General features: G+C 48.6%; 17 protein-coding genes and 2 pseudogenes. 12 read left to right on the top strand and 7 right to left on the bottom strand.

Annotated features, from left to right (window positions below):
* Positions 1-53 precede the first annotated feature (53 nt).
* Complete coding sequence (locus FH871_RS25705; RefSeq protein WP_229317563.1) at positions 54-305, bottom strand: hypothetical protein; 252 nt, start codon at positions 303-305, stop codon at positions 54-56.
* A gap of 296 nt (positions 306-601) precedes the next feature.
* Between FH871_RS25705 and FH871_RS25700 the strand changes: the two genes are divergently transcribed.
* Entirely contained in the window at positions 602-1,003 is a 402-nt protein-coding gene (locus FH871_RS25700) for a hypothetical protein (RefSeq protein ID WP_138994284.1), read from the top strand.
* Positions 1,004-1,682: 679 nt separating this feature from the next.
* On the opposite strand, the gene FH871_RS25695 is transcribed toward FH871_RS25700, so the two are convergent.
* Genes FH871_RS25695 through FH871_RS25685 form a run of 3 tightly spaced genes read right to left on the bottom strand, consistent with a single transcriptional unit; the run spans position 1,683 to position 4,670 of the window.
* A complete protein-coding gene (locus FH871_RS25695) occupies positions 1,683-2,945 on the bottom strand; it encodes a hypothetical protein (protein WP_138994283.1) in 1,263 nt (420 codons plus the stop codon).
* A gap of 2 nt (positions 2,946-2,947) precedes the next feature.
* Positions 2,948-3,412 (bottom strand): ubiquinol-cytochrome c reductase iron-sulfur subunit, encoded by a 465-nt coding sequence (locus FH871_RS25690; RefSeq protein ID WP_138994282.1) that lies wholly within the window; start codon positions 3,410-3,412, stop codon positions 2,948-2,950.
* 22 nt (positions 3,413-3,434) lie between these two features.
* A complete protein-coding gene (locus FH871_RS25685; protein WP_138994281.1) occupies positions 3,435-4,670 on the bottom strand; it encodes a di-heme oxidoredictase family protein in 1,236 nt (411 codons plus the stop codon).
* Positions 4,671-5,783: 1,113 nt separating this feature from the next.
* Between FH871_RS25685 and mnmH the strand changes: the two genes are divergently transcribed.
* The 3 genes and pseudogenes from mnmH to FH871_RS33825 form a co-directional block, all read left to right on the top strand.
* Positions 5,784-6,854, top strand: coding sequence for a tRNA 2-selenouridine(34) synthase MnmH (gene mnmH / locus FH871_RS25680; RefSeq protein WP_138994280.1), 1,071 nt, complete (start codon positions 5,784-5,786; stop codon positions 6,852-6,854).
* Complete coding sequence (selD, locus tag FH871_RS25675; protein WP_138994279.1) at positions 6,835-7,875, top strand: selenide, water dikinase SelD; 1,041 nt, start codon at positions 6,835-6,837, stop codon at positions 7,873-7,875. Before mnmH ends, selD begins: the two co-directional genes overlap by 20 nt.
* A gap of 129 nt (positions 7,876-8,004) precedes the next feature.
* Positions 8,005-8,226 (top strand): annotated as a pseudogene (locus tag FH871_RS33825) (heavy metal translocating P-type ATPase); the annotation flags it as partial.
* A gap of 32 nt (positions 8,227-8,258) precedes the next feature.
* Here FH871_RS33825 and FH871_RS25670 read toward each other — a convergent pair.
* From FH871_RS25670 to FH871_RS25660, 3 genes and pseudogenes are all read right to left on the bottom strand, one after another.
* Positions 8,259-9,383, bottom strand: a pseudogene (locus FH871_RS25670) (MFS transporter); the annotation flags it as partial.
* Between the two features lie 107 nt (positions 9,384-9,490).
* Entirely contained in the window at positions 9,491-10,600 is a 1,110-nt protein-coding gene (locus FH871_RS25665; protein WP_212768265.1) for an MBL fold metallo-hydrolase, read from the bottom strand.
* 2 nt (positions 10,601-10,602) lie between these two features.
* Positions 10,603-11,277, bottom strand: a complete 675-nt coding sequence (locus FH871_RS25660) for a metalloregulator ArsR/SmtB family transcription factor (protein ID WP_138994278.1) — start codon at positions 11,275-11,277, stop codon at positions 10,603-10,605.
* A gap of 204 nt (positions 11,278-11,481) precedes the next feature.
* Here FH871_RS25660 and FH871_RS25655 point away from each other — a divergent pair, with 204 nt between their 5' ends.
* The 8 genes from FH871_RS25655 (at position 11,482) to FH871_RS25620 (ending at position 21,578) form a co-directional block, all read left to right on the top strand.
* Positions 11,482-12,936, top strand: coding sequence for a rhodanese-like domain-containing protein (locus FH871_RS25655; protein ID WP_138994277.1), 1,455 nt, complete (start codon positions 11,482-11,484; stop codon positions 12,934-12,936).
* 85 nt (positions 12,937-13,021) lie between these two features.
* On the top strand, positions 13,022-13,807 hold the full coding sequence (locus FH871_RS25650; RefSeq protein WP_229317561.1) for a nucleoside phosphorylase: 786 nt from the start codon (positions 13,022-13,024) through the stop codon (positions 13,805-13,807).
* 748 nt (positions 13,808-14,555) lie between these two features.
* Entirely contained in the window at positions 14,556-15,404 is an 849-nt protein-coding gene (locus tag FH871_RS25645) for a DUF3347 domain-containing protein (RefSeq protein ID WP_138994275.1), read from the top strand.
* 95 nt (positions 15,405-15,499) lie between these two features.
* Positions 15,500-17,809 (top strand): multicopper oxidase domain-containing protein, encoded by a 2,310-nt coding sequence (locus tag FH871_RS25640; RefSeq protein ID WP_138994274.1) that lies wholly within the window; start codon positions 15,500-15,502, stop codon positions 17,807-17,809.
* A 40-nt stretch (positions 17,810-17,849) separates the two neighbouring features.
* On the top strand, positions 17,850-19,904 hold the full coding sequence (locus FH871_RS25635; protein ID WP_138994273.1) for a heavy metal translocating P-type ATPase: 2,055 nt from the start codon (positions 17,850-17,852) through the stop codon (positions 19,902-19,904).
* A gap of 133 nt (positions 19,905-20,037) precedes the next feature.
* A complete protein-coding gene (locus FH871_RS25630; RefSeq protein WP_255516976.1) occupies positions 20,038-20,571 on the top strand; it encodes a DUF305 domain-containing protein in 534 nt (177 codons plus the stop codon).
* Between the two features lie 23 nt (positions 20,572-20,594).
* The gene (locus tag FH871_RS34080) at positions 20,595-20,939 is read left to right on the top strand and encodes a four-helix bundle copper-binding protein (RefSeq protein WP_138994271.1); all 345 of its coding nucleotides are present in this window, start codon (positions 20,595-20,597) and stop codon (positions 20,937-20,939) included.
* A 177-nt stretch (positions 20,940-21,116) separates the two neighbouring features.
* Positions 21,117-21,578, top strand: coding sequence for a hypothetical protein (locus FH871_RS25620; protein WP_138994270.1), 462 nt, complete (start codon positions 21,117-21,119; stop codon positions 21,576-21,578).
* Positions 21,579-21,777: the final 199 nt, after the last annotated feature.

Raw genomic sequence — 21,777 nt, 5'->3', positions numbered from 1 at the left:
CGTTCATGAAACAGGGTAGGCTTTCTGCCCTGTTTCATGAACATTCCAGCAGGTTAATCAATGGGATCGCTGTGGGTTTTATCATGCCCTTCCGCGTGGTGTTCGGCAGCGGCACTCGCATGATGATCCGCCAGGTTATGGTGACCGTAGGCTTGATACGCTTCGTGGGCTTCCTGCTCGTGGTCGCCCGATTCGTGCAATTGTTGGGCTTTCTGGTGGTGCTTGGCGGCTTCCCCAAAGTGGTAAGCAGCTTCTTTGTGATGATCGTGAGCCATTTTATAAAACAGGTTTTGTTGTTGATCCATAACTTCCTGAAAGGGGAAATGTTCGGACATTCATAAATAGATTTACAGATTGTAGTTCCGTTCAAACCAATGTTTGCCGGTTTACAAGAATCAGTTTTAGTCATACAAGCTGAGACATGGAATCTATTGGACCTACAGTTTGAATGAGACGCTGATTTTTTCCTTCATGCTTTTTAGAAATGAATCTTTTGAGATGCCTGATAAAGCCAATGGCAGCAATGGGAAGAATTTAAGCAGCTAAACCACCAGCGTAAGTAGATTACGAACCACCAAGGGAAAGAATATGAACATTCAAAATGAACCGTACTAAGGATAAACCTAGACCCATCAACCAGGAAGAAGCTAAACTCATCATTAAGCAGCTTGTTAATGACCATCCGGTTGACCTAAACTATAGGTGCTTTACCAGATACGCGACAACCTTGGGTCGCCTTTGGATTACAGTAGGTAATCTTGACGTGGCGGCATCCATTTTTATAGAAATTGTCAATCAAGCGACCGAATTGGATAAGTCCATGGAGTGGATTAATAGTGAATTAGGCTTTGAGCTTGTTGCGACTCAGCAGAAAGATAGACGACGGGAAATGATTCAACAGAGATTAAAGGAGGGTAACGGTAGCGATGCTGCCCTCGATCTGTATAATGAACGCTTAGCCCGTTTCAGTGGTTACGGACCAAATAGTCCAATTTGCACCTGACCTCCCCGCATAACTGAAAAAGCGCTGATGCAATTTGTGTAACTTTTGGTGTGATCCGACTCTGTGGTATCCGTATTTTCAAAATGCAGAAGTCCAGACCGATGGGATCTTTTTTCGCTTGACACTTTTGCTTTGGAACAAATGTACCTCTCTGCCATTGCAATCATTGGTTAGAGTATCGATGTCGCCATCCCAAATGGCATGCTTACCTGTAATTTAACTTTCCATTAGCTCCAATTAATAAGCGGTCTTCTTCCCATTTTAGCAGGATTGTACTCTGCGCCAAGGGACCTTGGTGGAGAATCTCACCGTGGTGACTGTACATGACAAATGTGCTTTTTTCAGACCTTGGCATAATCAGGTACAGGACAAATACTTCACGACCTTTGTACCGATTCTGGTGCATTTCCCAACCAGCCCGCTCGGCATACGCCTGAACATTGTCCACAAGTTGATGGAGCCAACTCAATTGTTCAACCGGGTTCTCGCACCAATGGGAAGAGGAATGAAACGATACACGTTGACAGGATGTTATGCATACCGCAAAGAACAGAAGTGCTTTCATATAATATCCTAATGAACAGCATATAGTTAATCTGCAAACTTATAAATCTGACAGGATTGATGGTGTAGCAACCGGGAAATAAGCCCGAAGGAGTATCCTTCGGGCGTGCTGATTTTAGAAATACGTCGAAAAGCCGAATTGAAACCCAGCGGTTCGGGCGGGTGGGTTGCCTAATAAATCCGTGTGCCAGAGGTAGCGATAATTAGCCCGGATGACCGTTGTGGGTGAAGGCCGGAAGCTGATTCCCGGTACCACCGACCAGAGTTCATCGAAAATGGGGTCGTTGGTTTCCGTGAACTTCCCGACATTGTAATCTACCCGTTCGACCCGCAGCGCGAGGCTCAGCACGGCAGTGTTCCAGCCAAAAACCCGGCGTCTGACGATCGGATGAACCACATCCAGCCAGCCGCCCTGTTGCATCCGCCCAAATTGCTGGGAAAACGTGGTCGGCACGTCAACGCTAGCCCAGCACCATTCGCCATTGATAACCGTTTTGGTGGGCAAAACGCTGTTGAAATCGATTGCCAATACATCGACGTGACGGCGTTTGTCCAGTACCAGACCATCGTCCTGAAATTTGTTAAACACCCCGCCCATCCACGAAATGCCGATCTCACCAACCCGACGGCGTTTCAGAGCGGTTTTCAGCGTAACCATGGGTACCCCGTTGAAACTTTCTTCAAAGCGGTCCTCGTTGGCTTTGGTGGCGGGGAGCCAGGTACGGTTTTCACCGTTGACAATGATCCGGTCATCAAACCCATTGGTCACGTAGCCTTCGTAAGCCCAAACCCAGTTGCGTCGGTACACTTTCCCATAGATTCCGAATCCGACGTTACTCCAGGTGGAAGGAATAATGGTTGTCGAGGAAAGTGGCCGGTCGATGAACTCCCACTTGGGGCCATCGTGGTTTTGGTTGAACGATCCGATGGGGTTCATGATGATGCCCCCACGCAGGTTCAGCATCGGATTTAGTTCGATGTCCAAAGCCGCAAATTCGATGTTGATCTCTTTGGTTCCGTCTTCGAATTCCAGTTCCGTCAAAAATTTGATCCGCCGGTTAATCGTCGAAGCCAGGAATATCGTCATCCGGCGCATCTGAAACGAAAGCCCTTCGGTGACGCCGTCCGTCTGCATGTATTGTGTATTGGCCTCTAGATAGCCACCGACCGACACGGGCGATTTGCCCACCGACAGAAACGGTCGGTCATACGTGGCGTCCATATTCAGTTTGAGCTGAACATCATTAGCGGTTTGCAGTGTCGTATCCCGGCCAAACAACTGATCAAGTGCCCCTGGGTTCGTTTTTGTCGTATCAGTCTGAGCCCACGACACGCTCCACGCCAGTAGCCCGACTATAAGCCGTAAAATGGTTTTCATGGTTAGCCGATGTAGATAAAAATAGTTTGGGGGTCGGTGGTGACGCGGTAAGCGGTCAGATTTTTCTCGGCGGGACCTTCGGTGACCTTACCGTTGCTGTCATATTCACTGCCGTGCGCCGGGCAGGTCAGGTGACCATCGTGCGCGTTGAGTTCATTTCCCTGGTGGGTACACTTCATCAAAACTGCCGTGTATTCCTCGGCACTTCGGCGATACAGGTAGATCGGGTGCGACTGGCCTTTGAGTTCCACCAAAATAAACGGACGGATGCTGACTTCGCCTTTTTTGGAAACGGCTTCAAATTCCTTGCGGTTGATCTGGATAATTTTGCCGTTTAAAACCGGGAGTTGGGCGTAATACACGCTTTTACAACCCGCCGTGAACAGCGAAAGGCCGATGAGACCGGCGCAGGTGGCACCACAGGATTTCAGAAAAGTCAGGCGGTCGATGGTACGAGTTGATTGCATAGGAAGGTTCAATTAGGAGTGCTTATAGTGAATTAAGAAATTGGAGGAGTTTTGAACGATCATCGGCACCGAGTTGGCCGTAGCGTTCAATGGTTTTGGCGGCTTCACCACCGTGTAGACGGATGGCATCGTCTACCGACCGGGCCCGGCCGTCGTGCAACAGATATTCCTGCCCACCCTGTGAGTTTTTCGATAAACCGAGTCCCCAAAGCGGAGGAGTTCGCCACTCGGCGGTTTTGGCCGTGCCTTCGGTATACCCATCGTCTAGCCCCTTACCCATGTCGTGCAGCAGTAAATCCGTGTAGGGGGCAAACGTTTTTTTGGACAAGACGGCCACGTCCGATTGGGGCGTCGTCCACTCCGGCGTATGGCATTTGGCGCAACCAATCTGCACGAACAATTGCTTACCTGCTATCACGTTGGCATCACCGGCATTGCGTTGAACCGGTACGCGCAGCGTCCGCAGGTAAAAAACTACATCGTTGATCCGCGAACCCGGTACTTCCGGATCGGGAACACCGTCGCCCGCTTGTCCGGATACCGCGTAATTGATCGGATCGACGGGGTCGAAATCGCTGGTAATACCCATATCCTGTTTATAGGCGTTGACGGTCTGGTGCAGTAGATCCACAGCGGCTGCTTTTTTTCCAAAACGTCCGATGTAACGCGTTGACTGGCTAACCGTTGTCTGCGGCTTATGAAACCCTTGGGGCCGAAAATAAACTGGTGCATCGATCCAGTTGGGGACCCCAGAAATACCGTCGCCATCCTGGTCATTAGGATCGGCATTGGCCAGTATCTGATCGTCCGATAAGGCTCCCAATAATCCCAGGCCGGTATTGGCTGGTGGCGTAAATTTAGAAGAGGTGGCTCCGGCAGGAATCATTTCCGGCGTATGTCCGCCAATGGCCCGGTTCTGGAGCTGTGGCCCCCCCATCTGCATAAATGTATTTCCCGTTTCATCAATCTGACCGAAACGGGTCAGGGTGGTAAACGGGTGACCTTTCCCATCACCGGCATGGCAACTCCCGCAGGAGGTGGCCACGAAAGTAGGTCCCAGGCCAGTGGCCGCCGTAAAAACTTCGTTATTGAAGGCGACATCGCCCCGCAGAAACTGCGCATTTTGTTCGGGAGTCAAATCGCCGATCGGACCGTCAAGTAATTGGTCGTCGGCCGGTGTTCCGGGCAGCAGGGCATCACAGGCACTGACCAACCAGAACAGGCTGCTCAAGATGAGCAAAACGGATAGGGTTTTCATAAAGAGTCGATATAAGGTATTCTCCCTTGATACGAGTACTGGATAACCAGGCTATAGTGGTAAGTGCGGACAAAGCGGGAGTGACTTTTGCCCGGGTACAGCAAAATGGTCTGGACCACCTCAACTCAGGACGTGGCTTTTTGCCACACCAGAAAAGGATGCAGATAAGGTCCAGCAGTAGATCGAAAAACTGAATTAGAGAATCGGAGGACCTCGCGGTGAAAAAGTGAAGAAAACAGGTGCCCAACGGCTGGCTGCATACTGAAAAAGCCGAAGGATAGTCGTGTCGGTCACCCACGGAGTGATCACAAACTGAAGAAAATCGTACGGAAGGTAGCTGACGTGGCTGAACGATTGCAGTAAGGTCAGCTCGTTTCGGGTGTGATTGTTTGGCAGGTAAGGACAGTTCCCTTTCGTTGGCCAATAGGGGTGAGCGTGCACAATAATTCGTCCGTCCGCCAGCCGATGGGCGTGCTGGAAAAAGACGTTATTAAACAGGATCAACGCATAAAACGCGAAGAGCAGGCTCGCTAACGGTCGACGGATCGAGTGTAGTGCAGTCACTGGATAGGGCCTAAGAGTCAGTAAGATACCGGTTTTTTGGGAAGTTTTATAATGGGGTCCACTAGTTCATGAATTTTATAGCAAGTTTATGAACGGTTGCGACTAGGCTTGATCGACTTTTCGGTGCATTTGGCTCTTTTTATTTCTTTTTAAATGGCCTGGTGCCTGAAAAAGAAAAACTTGAACCCGTTTCAAATCGTCCGTGACTATCCAAAAATCGCACATCTCGCTCTCGACGAGCAACGGTTCAGTAGCGACCACTACCAGTGGCAGCATTCCTCGATTTTTCAAAAATTTTCCGGCTCTTCCTTAAAAGAGAACCACCCACGCTAGCCCGGGCAAACCAGCCGCGACCCTGAAGGTCAGAACTACTCCATTTGGTTAATTTTGTTGGCGAGTTACCTTAACTGGATTATTTCCCACTACCTTCAGGTTGTCAAACCAGCGCATATAATGACCTTATTTTTGAATGCGGCTACTAAGTCAGAGTTTTTTGGTCCGTCTTGCCGATCTTCTCTTTGACGGATCGTACGTTTGCAAGCCATACGAATGATCAAAAACATACCTATCAGCGATTTCCTGGGATTAAAAAATGGAATGGCGCTGGCTGATGTCAGAACCCCGGCTGAATTCGCCCAGGGCCATATCCCGGGCGCATTCAACCTGCCCTTATTTAGCAACCAGCAACGGGTACAGGTCGGCACGACTTATAAGCAAATTGGGCGTGAAGAAGCTATTTTACTGGGCTTCGATCTGACCGGTTCAAAGTGGTCGGGATTTATCCGGCAGGCACTGGTGATTGCACCCAATAAAAAGATCGGGGTTCATTGCTGGCGGGGTGGTATGCGGAGTGGTGCTATGGCCTGGGCACTGGATCTCTATGGATTTGACGTTTACCTGATTGAAGGAGGCTATAAACAATACCGAAGCTGGGTACGTGGTCAGTTTGCAGCGCCCTATCCGCTTTGGATCATCGGCGGTATGACCGGTTCGGGAAAAACGAAAATTCTGCACCAACTCCAGACCATGGGAGAACAGGTGATCGATCTGGAAAACCTGGCCCAGCACCAGGGCTCTTCTTTCGGAACGATGAATAAACTGGTGCAGCCAACTCAGGAACAGTTTGAAAACAATCTGGCGGATGGATTAAAAAATCTAGATCCCCAGCGGACCATCTGGGTGGAGGACGAAAGCCTGAACATCGGCAAACTTTCCATCCCGAACCCGTTCTGGTATCAGATGCGGGACGCCATTTTAATTGAACTAAAGGTTGATTTAGCGCAACGCATTACCGCTCTGGTTGAGGAATATGGTGGACTGGATAAGGATTTCCTAATAGCCTCTACCGAGAGAATCCATAAGCGGCTCGGGCCGCAGCAAACCACACGCGCCATTGCGGCCATTCGGGAAAACCGAATGGAAGATTTTATCCGGCTGGTCCTGGTTTACTATGACAAAACCTACCGTACGGCGTTAAGCCAGCGCACGACCAACAGGCTATTTTCGGTGGACATTACCAGCCCGAGTGTGGCCAGCCATGCCCGCCAACTTTTAACGTTTACCGCCACTATTTTTGAACCGAAAGCAGGCTCATCATCGAATGAATGGATCACCGATTAAACTCACGCACTATTCGCACGGTGCCGGTTGCGGCTGTAAGATTAGCCCAGCCATTCTGGATCAAATCCTGCATAGCCCGCTGGCACCCCGGTTCGATTCGCGCCTGCTGGTCGGAAATGACAAACGGGATGATGCTGCCGTGCTGGATTTGGGGAATGGGACGGCGCTGATCTCGACCACCGATTTTTTTATGCCCATCGTGGATGATGCCTATGACTTTGGCCGCATCGCATCCGCTAATGCCATCAGTGACGTCTACGCCATGGGGGGTAAACCTGTGCTGGCCATCGCCATACTAGGTTGGCCCATTGATAAGCTTCCGCCCCAAGTCGCCCAAAAAGTCCTGGAAGGGTCCCGGGCGATTTGCGCCGAAGCGGGCATCACCCTGGCCGGGGGGCATAGCATTGATTGCCCCGAACCCGTTTTCGGCTTGGCGGTCAACGGCTTAGTTAACATCCAGCACCTCAAACAAAATTCAACGGCAACAGCGGCTTGCCGGTTATATCTAACCAAACCTTTGGGTGTGGGTATTTTATCCACGGCCCAGAAAAAAGGGCTGCTGTTACCACAGGATGCGGCTATCGCACTACAAAGTATGGTCACGCTAAACAAGCTGGGCGAAGTATTCGGGCAACTCGACTGCGTCAAAGCGATGACGGATGTGACTGGGTTTGGCTTGCTTGGCCATCTTTCTGAACTCTGCGAAGGCAGCGGCTTATCGGCCGTGATCGAATTTGACAAGGTACCCGTCATGGATTCGTTGCCCTACTATCTAGATCAGGGTTGCTTTCCGGGTGGAACCCAGCGCAACTGGAATAGCTACGGACATAAAGTTGGCCCCCTGACCGAAGGGCAAAAATATATTCTGGCCGATCCCCAGACCAGCGGTGGTTTGCTGGTCGCCGTTGCCGAGGAAAGTTGTATTAATTTTGAACGGAAACTTTCGAATCAAGGCCATCATTTCCATAGTTTGGGTTGGTTAAAACCACAAGACGGCGAACCACTGATCACAATCGTGTAACTAGCTTGCCCTGGCTAATGCAGTATACTTAAACCTGGTATTACCTATATGGGTTGCAAATGCTCGAAATTATCGCCGGGACGCCGGAGGTATCGCGTTGGATCAGTTTGCCACGACATACCCGATGTCTGGCCCGTGCTCAAGCGGGCGTGGAGCACATCCTTCGCGGGGAGGTATTTACCGAATTTTTCCTGATGGGGCTGGCGACCCTGGGCTCCTTTGCCATCCAGAATACCCGGAAGCCGTGGCCGTGATGCTGTTTTACGCCATTGGTGAACTGTTTAGGATGCGGCTGTTCTGCGGGCCCGTCGAAGTATCAGGGCCTTATTGGATGTGCGACCCAAGGAGGTAGGCCGGGTTTCCTGTAAGCGCAGCCAGGCTAACAGGCCCGACCAGAGCGTGAGCAGTCCGGCCGCGTGAACCGCCCAGATCAGTCCCAGCCAAGCCGCCACCAACCCCGCCATCAAAGCCCCAATGGCATAGCCCATATCCCGCCAGAATCGATATACCCCCAGGGCCGAAGCCCGCCAAAGCGGGGGAGCCGCGTCGCTGACAGCCGCCAGTAAAGCCGGATAAACCATCGCAGTCCCCAGACCAAGGAGTGTTGAGCCAATGAGGCCCGACCAAAGAGCGGGGAGAACACCCAGACCAATCAACCCGTGCGCCACCGCTTGTAGGAGCATGCCCCAAACGATGAGTGGTTTTCGGCCCACCCGATCCGCCAGGGGGCCGGTGACGAGCTGACCAACGCCCCAAACGACCGGATAGACAGCTTTGATCCAACCAACACCTTCCAGATTAACACCGGCGGCTGTAAACAGCAGGGGAAAAACCCCCCACGACATGCCATCATTGAGGTTATTGATCAGCCCCGCCTGGGAGACGGCGAATAGATTTTTGTTTTGCCAACTGGTTTGGCTGAATACCCAGGCTAAAGTCGGTTGATGGTCCACTCCATTGTCCTCTTTGGTTAATCCCTGCGTAGACTCCAGTTGGGTATAGGCTTTCGTATCTTTAATCGCTACCACTGACAGGAGTAGACCGGCCAGCGTGAAGAAGAAGCCCAGATAGAAGGGTTGCGGTCGTAGCCCGTACTGAACGGCTAGGTAACCCGTCCCTAACGCCGTCAGGCCCACCGATCCATAGCCAGCCGCTTCATTGAGGCCCATTGCAAACCCGCGTTTGGAGGGGCCTACCAGGTCAATTTTCATGTTGACGGTCATCGACCAGGCCAGTCCCTGGCTTACCCCTAATAAGCAATTGGCCAGAATAATCCAGTTCCAGCTTGGCCCCCATGCCAATAGAAACGGTACTGGAATCCCCATCAGCCAGCCCAGAATGAGTACTTTCTTGCGCGTGTACCGATCCGCTAACACGCCGGAAATCAAATTGGTACAGGCTTTGACGACTCCAAAGGCAATGATGAAGGAAAATACCACCAAATCCGAGCCGATGCCGAATTCCTGTGTTCCCACCAAAGGCACCAGGGTTCGCTCCAACCCCACCATGCCACCCACACACACATTAACAACGACCAATAAGGTAAACTGTGCCCAGTTTTGGCGAAGGCCCAGTGCCAAGGGAGCCGATGGATTGCTTTTCACAGGTATTCAGTTTAGCGGATGGCACAATGATTCGCCCCGGCTTCCACTTCCACCGGATCAATGGTGGCAAATTTACCCTGTTGGTTCAGTTCACTGATGGTCAGGTAATTGGGTGGAGTGGGGGGGATATGGTCGAGTATCCGGTCGATAAACTCGGACTCCGGTAGGGCCAGCCAGGACAAGCGATGAGCCAGCTGGCCAAGAGTCGTTAGGATAGGCTGCCCATCGAAAGGAATAGGCTGGGAGGAGTGCCCTGGCAAAATCTGCGTGGCCGCCGGGAAAGCCAATAGACGATGAACCGATTGGTAGAGTAGTGAGGCTTTTTGCATCAACTCAGCGGGAGCCGCTTTTAGATCAGGCCGACCGACACTATCCACAAACAACGTGTCGCCCGTAAACAAGGTATCCTCATTGAGCAGATAGCAAACGCTTTCCAGGGTATGACCCGGCGTTGGGATGGCCCGTAAGGTAGTCGTTCCCAACGGAAGGCGGGTTTGCTCAGTGATGGGTTCGTAAGAAAACTGAAATTTGTCCGAAGCTGGAAGCAACAGTCTGGCCCCGGTTCGCTGAGCTAGCTGGCGAGAACGGGACAAATGATCGGCGTGCAGGTGCGTGTCCAGTACATAACGAATCTGCCATTGATGCATGTACGCTAAACCAAAATAGACCCGCTCATCCAGGGAAGCATCAATGACTAAGGCTTCTCCTTGAGAGGCAATCATATACGAAAGGCACCCTTTGCCGGTGCGCCGAATTTGTAGAATCGTTACGTGGTCGTTATTCGTAGGAATGAGCGCGGTATTCCAGGCCGTACTCCAGGCTTTCATGCCACCTTCCAACGAATAGACCTCATGGTCTTTCTGGCGGAGTGCGTCTGCGGCTAGCTGACTCGTTCGACCGGCTGCACAAACCGTAACAATGGGCCTATCGTCTGGCAGGTCCATTGAATCAAATACCGAAGCATCCCCATTATTTAAGGCACTATAAGCATCTACGTGGTCACTTTCAGCAATATGCCATTCTTCCCGTTGCTCTTTAGGCCGAACATCCAGGATATAAACCGGACGGTTATTATCCAGAAAATGCTGAAGTTCGTTTGCGGTGATGCTATCGTCTTTCATAGTTAGGTAGTCTGCATTGTTTTTTGAAAGGGGAATCCGAGGGCCGCCCAATCCGGGAAACCTTCTTCCAGGCGAGAAGCCATAATCCGGTGTTGCTGTAGTACTTCAACCGCTTCATCGGCAAATACACAAAAGGGACCCCGGCAATAAACGACTACTTCTTTCCCAAACGGCAGATCGACAATGCGTTGGGCTAATTGGTCGATCGGTACGGACAAAGCTTGAGGAATATGACCCGCTTTATATTCCTTTTCAGGCCGAACGTCCAGGATCAGTACATTGTCCTGGTCAATCTTTTGCAGCAGTTCATCAATCGAAACGGAGTGAAACGAATTTCTTTCTTCCCGAAACTCCCGCAGCGTACGCTCGATCTGGGCCATCCGGTCGATGCCCAAATCTCGCAGAGACTGCCAGGCGGTGTACACCTGCTGGTTGGCCAGTCGATAATGGGCGTAGTGCCCTTCTTTGTGTAGGCTAACCAGATTCGCCCCTTTGAGTACTTGCAGGTGCTGGGAGGTGTTGGCGATACTAATCGCCAGTTGGTCGGAAATCTCCTCGACTGTCCGGCTCCCCTGGGCTAACAAATCAATGATTTGAAGACGAAAAGGATGGGCCATCGCTTTCGCCAGGGACGCTAGTTCGGTGTAGATTCGGGTTTTAAATTCCTGTTTCTGCATAGTGATGCTTTTTGAATGGGACAAAGGTAATGTTGTTATTCAATTATTCAATAGAATTATTGAATAATTGAATATGTCTCGTACTTTTGCTTTGTCAACCGTGCAGATTGAGTAAGTTTGACTCACGAATAGTCTTAGGATAGCTTTATCAATCCCATCACCGTCCGTTTTTAGAAATCAATTTATTCAAATATGAATTAACCGATGGAAAGAAGAAATTTCATCATTAACCTCGCTAGTGTGGGCGTTGTCTCGTTAGCCAGCAATTTTAAATCGATGGGAAAAGCGCTGCAAAGCCCGGCTACTTATACGGTGGAGCAATTCGAAGACAAAGGATTGGCGCATTTCTCCTATGCGGTGATGGCCGGTCAGAAAGTCATCTTGATTGATCCGCAGAGGAATCCAGACGTGTACTACGACTTTGCCAAGAAGAATGGGGCTTCAATTGTTGGCATCATTGAAACCCACCCTCATGCTGATTTCGTCAGCTCACACCTGGAAATCCACCAAAACCTGAATGTCCCCATTTATGCCAGCAGTTTAACGAAGTCCAATTATCCGTTCACTGCTTTCGACGAAGGCCAGGTCATTAAGCTAACGGATCAGGTTGGTCTCAGGTCCCTGTTCACCCCCGGACATGCCCCTGACCACATTGCAGCGGTTTTGTATGCGGAAGGGAAAGATAAGATAGTGTTCAGCGGTGACTCGCTGTTTCTGGGTGACGTTGGACGTCCCGACCTATTGGACTATTCCAGCGAAAGTGACAGGCAACGAAAAAATCTGGCTGAAATGATGTATGATACCATTCATCAGAAGTTTGCCAAATTGGACGACGATGTCATTGTTTATCCTTCACATGGGGCTGGTTCGCTCTGCGGAAAATCGATCCGGAAGGCTACCAGTTCGACGATTGGCTATGAGAAGCAAAGCAATTATGCGTTTGAAAAACGGACGAAGGCCGAATTCGTCAGTGTGTTGTTGAGTGATCAGCCGTTCATCCCTAAATATTTTGCGCACGATGTTCACCTGAATAACCAGGGAGCACCGGCCTTCAAGCCGAGTCTGGCCAGGATCAAACACTGGCCGAAAAACTACCAGCCGGAAAGCGGGGCATTGATCATTGATACTCGTCCTTCCCAGGCTTTCCAGGCATCTTATATCGCCGGAGCCATCAACATTCCCGCTACGGGTTCCATGGAGACCTGGCTAGGCAGCCTGATTGCGCCGGAATCAAAGTTTTATCTGATTGCCGCCGATGACGCCGGCTTGCAAACGGCGCTGAAAAAAGCCGCTTCCATTGGATACGAAATCAATGTCCTGGGGACGTTTTTGTATGATGCTGCCAACGGAAATAAGTTGGCTTCTTTTGACAAAAATACCTTCCGTCCGGAAGAGAATAAATACACTTACCTGGACGTACGGACCGAGAAGGAAGCAAAGAACCAACCTGTTTTCAAGAATAGCCTGAATATTCCGCTGCACGAATTAGAGAGCCGCTTATCCCAGATCCCGACAGCCAAACCGGTACTGATTCACTGCGGTTCGGGTTACCGGTCAGCCGCGGCGGCCAGCCTCCTGAAAAAACAATTTCCTTTCCTTCAGGTGGTTGACATGGGTCCAGCAATTTCCCAATTTATCAATGCCAATGCCGCCCACTGATCGTTAAATTCTCAAAAGTTAACTTGCGCATTTAACCAGTTTGAATGCGCATTATTAAATCTGCCAGCCTAAAATCAGTGAGATCGTGAAGCTGACCATTATTTCAGGGAAGGGGTTTAATGAGCCATCCGTTTTTTGGGCTGAAAACCTGTTGCGGGAAGCCCGAAGACAAAAACAGATCCCTGCCGGCCAAATACCCGCTGCCTGTGTCTTGGACCCGGACGGAGATATCGTATCCTACCTGATCAAAAACGGCCTATGCCACGTGGACCCCCATTGGGCCTGTTATCATTCAACGCTCTATAATGCTTGGTTCGGGGGATTGAATTTTGGGATTGTAGGCTGCGCCGTGGGTGCTTCCTATGCCGTCCTATTGGCAGAACAGATGTTTGTATCAGGTTGTGAGTTGCTGATCAGTATTACTTCGGCGGGGATTATCCAGACTCCCGCAAAAGAAACAAAATTTATCCTGATCGAAAGTGCCTTACGGGATGAAGGAACAAGCTATCATTATCTTCCCGCTGACCAGACCGCAGCGCTCAATCCAGTATTAAAGCAAAAACTGATTAATTCGTTCGCCGGTAATGCCTTGATGGTTGAAGTTGGAAGAAGCTGGACCACTGACGCGCCTTACCGGGAAACGAAAACCGCCATAGAATTGGCAAAAACACAGGGCGTTATTTCCGTTGAAATGGAAGCTGCCGCCCTTTATGCGTTTGCTATGGCGAAAAACAAAAAAGTGATTTGCTATGCGCACCTGACCAACACGATGGGCCAGGACGGTCAGGATTTTGAAAAAGGTATTGAGAACGGAAGTGTCGACTCCCTGAGCATCATCTTGCATACCGCAAAGACTATCGTGTCTCATTAAACGCCCGTGGTTGTTGCACAACTTAGACTGGCTTTTTGTCCGGGGATAACTGATTTTAATAGGGCGGCTATTTGCGGCAACCTTATCCATTTTCAGTCTTTGTTAGCTGTTTTACGTACCTCGTCCGTCTGAGATTCAGGTGTGCAATCGAACGGCGGACCGTAGCCACTAGTACTCTTCCAAAATTGAAAAGTCCATAATTATGTAAGTTATTTCCGCAATTATGTACTAATAATGTCAAGTGATCCGCAATCTTTGTAACGTTGAAAACCGTATGGTTCCGTATGAGAGGGTATGTTTTTAGGCTACTGATGATGACTTGCTTACTGGTCCTGCCGGTAGGGTACAGTTATGCCTGTGGCACTAAGCATAGTTGCGTGAAGACTGAAACAAAACACGCTTCCAACAAAAAAACCTGTTGTGACCGTCCTAATCACCACCAGAAGCACGGTGGAAAAAAGGAAATGTGTGAGCATAATGGCAGCAGCTCCGGCTGTGACTGCGCTCATTCGGCTTCGGTGTTTGCATTGAACACCCCTCAAACCGGACTCCTTCAAAATCCTGTTTTTACAATCAGTCAGGCTAATGTCTGGTTTTACAAAGACTCTACTCCCAAACCGGTATACCTATCGCTTTGGATGCCTCCAAACATAAGCTGTTAAGTTGCATGACGCCACAAGTGCGTCTTCTCGAAAGTATCCCTGCTTTCGAGTGATCAATTTATTACCAACAGTTTAAGTTTAATCAAATGAAATCAATAAAAATATTGATAGCCGTCGTGTTATTGCTATCCTCCTTTCTGTCACCGGCAGAGATAAAAAATACATCCACAGAAAATGTAAAAATTTCGGGATCATGTGCCCTGTGCAAGGAAGGCATTGAAGCAGCCGCATTTCAAAAAAACATTTCTAGAGCCAGCTGGGACAAGGATACAAAAATGGCCTTGGTCACCTACGACAACAAGAAAACGTCGATTGATGCGGTTCTTAAAAAGGTTGCGCTGGCGGGATATGATAATCAAAGCTATTTAGCCCCTGCTGATGCTTACGCAAAACTTGCGGATTGCTGCAACTATGAGCGGACCGTCAAAAATGAAGTCTTGGCAGAGAAAAAAATGCCAGAACATCAGCACGGTGCTGTGGCGAGTTCACAGAAAGCTGCCGACGCCGATCCGTTGCAACCTGTTTTGGAGGCCTATTATGCCGTTAAAGATGCCTTGGTAAATTCCGACGGCAATGCCGCCTCATCAAATGCTACCCGTCTTGTCAAAGCTATCAAAGCGGTAAAAATGGAGCAGCTCGGTTCACAGCAGCATTTAATCTGGATGAAAGTAATGAAAGACCTTGATTTTGATGCCGACCATATTTCTGAAACCAAGGATATAGGCCACCAGAGAGATCATTTTTCTTCGCTTTCAGACAGTATGTATCAGCTCATCAAATCGGCAAAGCCCTCTGAAACGGTTTATTACCAGCATTGCCCAATGGCCAAAGAGGGTAAAGGGGCCAACTGGCTCAGCCAGATACCGGCCATAAAAAATCCATACTTCGGGGCACAGATGTTAACCTGTGGCAAAACCACCGAAACCATCAAATAATAATAGGCGGCCTGCTAGGTCGTGCATCAATTCTGCCCAAGCAGCCAGCTGCTTGGGCAGAATATTCCTTCTTGTTCTAAAACGCAAAACACCTTATGGATTTTGGTAAAATTGCTGGCGTAAAGGCTATTTTCTCCATTATTATTTTACTTCTGTTTTCTAACCTGGGACAGGCCCAGAAAATTGTCCGGTATGACCTATACGTAAAGGACACGACGGTGAATTTTTCTGGTAAACCACGCAGGGCCATCGCGGTAAACGGGCAGATACCCATGCCCACGCTAACGTTCACAGAAGGGGATACGGCTGAGATTTATGTCCATAATGAGCTTAAGGAGGAAACCTCATTACACTGGCATGGACTGTTCTTACCGAACCAGTATGATGGGGTTCCCAATCTAACCCAAATGCCAATCAAACCGCATACCACCCATTTGTACCGGTTTGCTATTATTCAGAACGGGACGCATTGGTACCATAGTCATACCGGATTACAGGAACAGATTGGCATGTATGGATCCATGATCCTCAATAAGAAAAAAGAGCCGGTTATTCCCACGGTTCCCATCATATTGAGCGAATGGACGGACATGAACCCTAAAAACGTGCACCGGATGCTGCACAACGCCAGTGATTGGTTTGCCATCAAAAAGGGTACCACGCAAAGCTATTCTGAGGCAATCCGACAAGGCTACTTAAAAACCAAAGTAGCCAATGAATGGAAACGGATGACAGCGATGGATGTGAGTGATGTGTATTACAACCAGTTTTTAATAAACGGAAAAAACGAGAGCCAGCTTGCACAGTTCAAGCCAGGGGATAAAGTACGTTTGAGAATTTCAAACGCCGGAGCCTCCACGTATTTCTGGCTCACCTATGCAGGCGGAAAAATGACGGTGGTAGCCAATGACGGCAATGATGTAGAGCCCGTGATTGTGGATAGGTTGATTATCGCCGTTTCGGAAACCTATGATGTGATTGTTACCATTCCACAAGTAAACCCGGGAGCCAAACCAACCGCCTATGAGTTTTTGGTAACCTCGGAAGACCGGACCCGATCGGCCTCCTTATATCTGGGTGAAGGCGTAAAACAACTGGCAACCCCACTCCCCAGACTCAACTATTTTGAAGGAATGAAAATGATGAACGGCATGATGAAAATGGACGGGAACCTGGATGATAGGGGCATGAATATGAGCCTCAACCAAATGGATATGAACCTGGTCATGTACCCGGAAATTACGGGCCCATTGCCAAGTAAGAAAATGAAAGAAACGAGTCAACAGGGAAAGAAGGACAATATGGAGGGCATGAAAATGGACAATAAAAAGCAGCTTACGGAAAGCGGTCATACAGACCATAACAGGTATAACAGCAATGCCCTCTCTGCAATTACGACCCTGAACTATGCCATGCTCAAATCGCCTGTCAATACATCGCTTCCCAAAAATGCCCCGGTTAAGGAGCTCCGGTTCGTACTGACGGGCAACATGAACCGCTATGTGTGGAGTATGGACAATAAAGTAGTTTCAGAAAGGGATAAAATCCTGATTAAAAAAGGCCAGAATATTCGAATGATCATCTACAATAATTCCATGATGCGGCATCCGATGCACCTTCACGGCCATGATTTCCGGGTACTCAATGGCCAGGGAGAAAATGCACCGATGAAAAATAGCATCGACATCATGCCCATGGAAACCGACACCCTCGAATTTGCGGCTACGGAAAGCGGAGACTGGTTTTTTCATTGCCATATTCTCTACCACATGATGAGTGGAATGGGTGCTGTTTTCTCCTATGAAAATTCACCGGTTAACCCGGAAATACCTAATCCCCGTTTAGCACAGCGAAAACTCTTTGCCGATGACCGTGAATTTCATTTCATGGCTGAAAACGATGTGGCCACCAACGGAAACGATGGAGAAGCCATGCTGCAAAATACCCGGTGGAATATTGGCACGGAGTGGCGTCTTGGTTATAACGACTACCATGGTTACGAGGTAGAAACGCATGTTGGACGCTATCTCGGCAAAATGCAATGGCTGATGCCTTTCATCGGATTTGACTGGCGATATAGAAAAATGGGTATGGATGAAGTGGAGACCAATCTGTTTGGTCAACGAAATACCAAAGACAAACGGTCCATCCTGAGTGCCGGTGTAAATTATACGTTGCCCATGCTGGTTTCGGCACAAGCTGAGATCTTTACCGACGGCAATGTCCGGTTTCAATTAGAACGGATGGATATACCCGTTTCTAAACGCCTGCGGATGAACCTGATGGTCAATACCGATAAAGAATACATGGCGGCACTCAAATATATCTTCACTAAAAATGCGGGTGTTACCGCGCATTATGATAGTGATATGGGATTTGGTGTAGGATTGACTATGAATTACTGATCCATAAAGGGGCTTGCCCTTTCACATAAATCCGTTAAAAATGGAAAATCACCACGGTCACCACCCCATGCCAAAAGAGGCTTCCATGCATGAACATCATGATGCTGCGAAGCAAATGGATCAGCATCAAGGCCATGACAAACATGCGGGGCATATCCATGCCGGGCATCACACAGAAGATTTCCTCAAACGCTTCTGGATAAGCATGGTACTTACCGTACCGGTTCTGCTTCTTTCCCATATGATTCAGCAGATGGCCGGGTTTGACTGGACATTTACCGGGGACAAATATGTTCTCTTGATCCTTAGCAGCGTCATCTATTTCTATGGGGGCTGGCCTTTTCTGACGGGCCTGATCAGTGAAGTCAAAAGCAAAAACCTGGGAATGATGACCCTGGTGGCCGTGGCGATTACGACGGCCTATGCGTATAGCGTAGCGGTTGTGTTTGGCCTGAAAGGGATGGATTTCTTTTGGGAACTGGCCACCCTGATTGATATTATGCTGGTCGGCCACTGGCTGGAAATGAAATCCCAAATGGCAGCATCCCGCGCCCTGGAATCATTGGTGGCTTTGCTGCCCTCCGTCGTGCACGTGGAAAAAGATAACCAGGTAACTGATATTGCTTTAAAAGATCTTCGCTCCGGTGATGTATTGCTCGTTAAGCCGGGCGAAAAGATACCGGCTGACGGTGTGATCCTGGAAGGCAGCTCCCAGGTGAACGAAAGTATGCTGACCGGCGAGAGTGTGCCGGTGCAGAAAAAGAAAGATGATAAAGTAATTGGAGGAGCAATTAACAGCGATGGGGTCCTGAAAGTCCACGTTACCGGTGCAGGGGACGACACCTATTTGCAAAAGGTAATTGGTATGGTTAAAACGGCCCAGAGCACTAAATCCAATACACAGAATCTGGCTGATCAGGTTGCCAAATGGCTAACATTAATTTCCATTACGGTCGGAGTCGTCACTTTTATTGTTTGGTTTTCCAGCGGGCAGAGCCTGTCTTTTGCTTTGGAAAGAATGGTCACCGTGATGGTAACTTCCTGTCCCCACGCTTTGGGCGTGGCTATTCCACTCGTGATTGCCATTTCAACAACCCTTTCAGCAACGCACGGCCTGTTAATCCGTAACCGCACCGCTTTCGAAAATGCACGTAAGCTGACTACCATTATTTTCGATAAAACGGGTACACTTACCAAAGGCTCCCACGAAATCCAGCAGATCATCATTGAGGACCAGCAGTTTTCACAAGATCAGATCCTGCAATATGCAGCAGCTGTTCAGCAAAACTCCGAACATCATATCGCGCACGGGGTGATCCGAAAATTAAACGAGAAAGGATTACAACTCTGGGCATCTGCTGATTTTAAGTACATGCCTGGTATCGGCGTGATGGGGACTGTGAATGGAAAAAAAGTAGTCGCGGCCGGACCAAATTACTTTAATCAGGAAAACAAACCAATACCTGCCATCCCGGATCAGGTTGACCAGGCCACGGATACAATAAACTTTATACTCGTTGATGGAAAGCTGGCAGGCATGATCACCTTCGCTGATTCCATCAGAGAGCGTGCGTCTGAGGCGATTGCCGCCTTGAAAAGGATGAACATTAAAACTTTTCTTCTAACCGGGGACAATGAAAAAATTGCCGAAGCGGTAAGCAAAAAACTGAACATGGATGGCTATCTGGCGGGTGTGCTGCCGCATCAGAAGCAGGACAAGGTAAAAGAGTTTCAGGACAAGGGAGAAGTCGTTGCAATGACCGGCGATGGTGTCAATGATGCACCGGCGTTGGCCCAGGCCGATGTGGGCATTGCCATTGGTTCAGGAACAGATGTTGCCGCTGAGACCGCTGACATCATCCTGGTTAATAGTGATCCAATGGATGTGGTGCAGATGATCACCTTCGGAAGGGCAACTTACCGGAAAATGGTACAGAACCTGGCCTGGGCAGTTGGTTACAACGTCATCGCAATTCCACTAGCAGCTGGCGTTCTGTATCCAACATTCATGCTCAGCCCGGCCATGGGCGCGGTTCTAATGAGTGCATCCACCATTGTCGTAGCGGTAAATGCGAAGCTACTCCGGGTGAAATAGAATTTATAGAATACCCAGTTTATATTTTTAGAATACTAAAATTAAACACGATGAAGACAACTTTCAGAATCTTAACGCTGCTTTCCTTGCTTTTACAACTTCATGTTCTATATAAGACGCTGATGCAGTTAAAATCCAGGCCCATGACCAGAATCAAATGATGACTGTGATGCATGATATGATGGCTGAAATGGAAACGATGAAAACGACCCAGGATCCGGATATCGACTACGCAACGATGATGAAAATGCATCATATGGGTGCCATTGAAATGGCTGAGCTGGAATTGAAATCAGGTAGCAATAGTGAAATGAAAGCAATGGCACAAGCCATTATCGATGCACAAAAGAAAGAAATTACCCAGCTTGATTCCTTCCTGGCCACGAGTACCCCGATAACGATGAACATGGAATTTCACCTGCAAATGATGGATGGAATGGACCGGATGGGAAAACAGGCCAACTTACAGATCATCACCGGAAACATCGATCAGGATTTTGCGACGCTGATGATTGGTCATCATCAGAGCGCTACCGAAATGGCGCAAATGCAGCTATTGATGGAAAAGAATATACAATATAAAACACTGTCATCGATGATCGTCGAAGATCAAAATAAAGAAATAGCTCAATTTCAGACCTGGTTATTAGTAAACAGAAGTAAATAAATTCATCCTTAAATGGTCAAATAATGGAAAATAAACAATTTAAAGACTGTATTGATGCCTGTGTAGCCTGTGCGCTCGCTTGCAGTCATTGTGCAACTGCCTGTTTAAGTGAAGAAAACGTGGGGCATTTGGCCAAGTGTATCCAACTTGATATTGAATGTGCCGCGATTTGTCGCAGTGCCGCCGAAGTAATGAGCCTGGGAAGTAGTTTCAGCGCACACTTGTGCCGCGTTTGTGCAGATACTTGTAATGCCTGTGCTCAGGAGTGCGAAAAACACGCCGCTATGGGGATGGATCATTGCCGGCGGTGTGCAGAAGCGTGCCGCAGATGCGCCAAAGCTTGTGAAGAAATGGCTACCCCGGTTTAACAAAAAACGGCTAACGTATAGTGCCTATAGTGATGATATACCGATATCGGGAGTTCCTGAATTTTCGGTGTGTCTTCCTAAGCAGGCTTAGGTCATCTCTGCTATTGATCTTGATCATAGTTTGCTGATTAGTAAACACTTAAACTTGGTATGAAATTAAATAAACGAAATTCTCCGATGAAAAAGCTACTATTTTTTATTTTCCTGGCAGTTGTCACTTTAACAGCTGCACCAAACGGCTATGCTCAAAATTACAAACAGCCAATACCGTCTGTTGATGCGAAGGGAAAGATCACTGATGCAGAAGGAAAACACATTGGCTGGGTCACTAGTGACGGGATAATCAAAAATGCGGCAGGGATAAAAATCGCCCACATCGATAATCAGGGTAATGCATTTGATGCCACAACGGGCGAAAAGCTAGGCAAAGCCGCAAAAAACGGTAACTATCTTTATCATGTCAATGGCGGTGCCAGTGACAGTTTAACCGTATCTGTTCCCATGAATGGGATTTGTGAAGTCAAAGATAAAAATGGTAAAACTGTTCTTTTGGTTCATGAAAGTTATAAGCAGTATGGAGCCTGCGCTATGCACTGTCTTCAGATGAAAAACGAGCATAAGGATATGAAGATGAAATGATTATCAATGTAAACCACTAATTACACCGAAGTGGTTTACATTATTTTTCTTTCGTTTTCTTAACAATCCTTTTTATAGTACGGTACTGACCCCCTTTCGGTCATGTTTACCCCAGCCTTTTTTTTATGGTCTCCAATAATACAGCCCAACGGCATAAGTAAAGATATAAAGTCGGGTAACTTTCCGGTGGTTGTATTAC

The sequence above is a fragment of the Larkinella sp. C7 genome, from assembly GCF_006149005.1.
Classification (GTDB): Bacteria; Bacteroidota; Bacteroidia; order Cytophagales; family Spirosomataceae; genus Larkinella.
The sequence above is the reverse complement of the archived record's forward strand: the minus strand, read 5'-3'. Positions and strand labels throughout refer to the sequence as shown.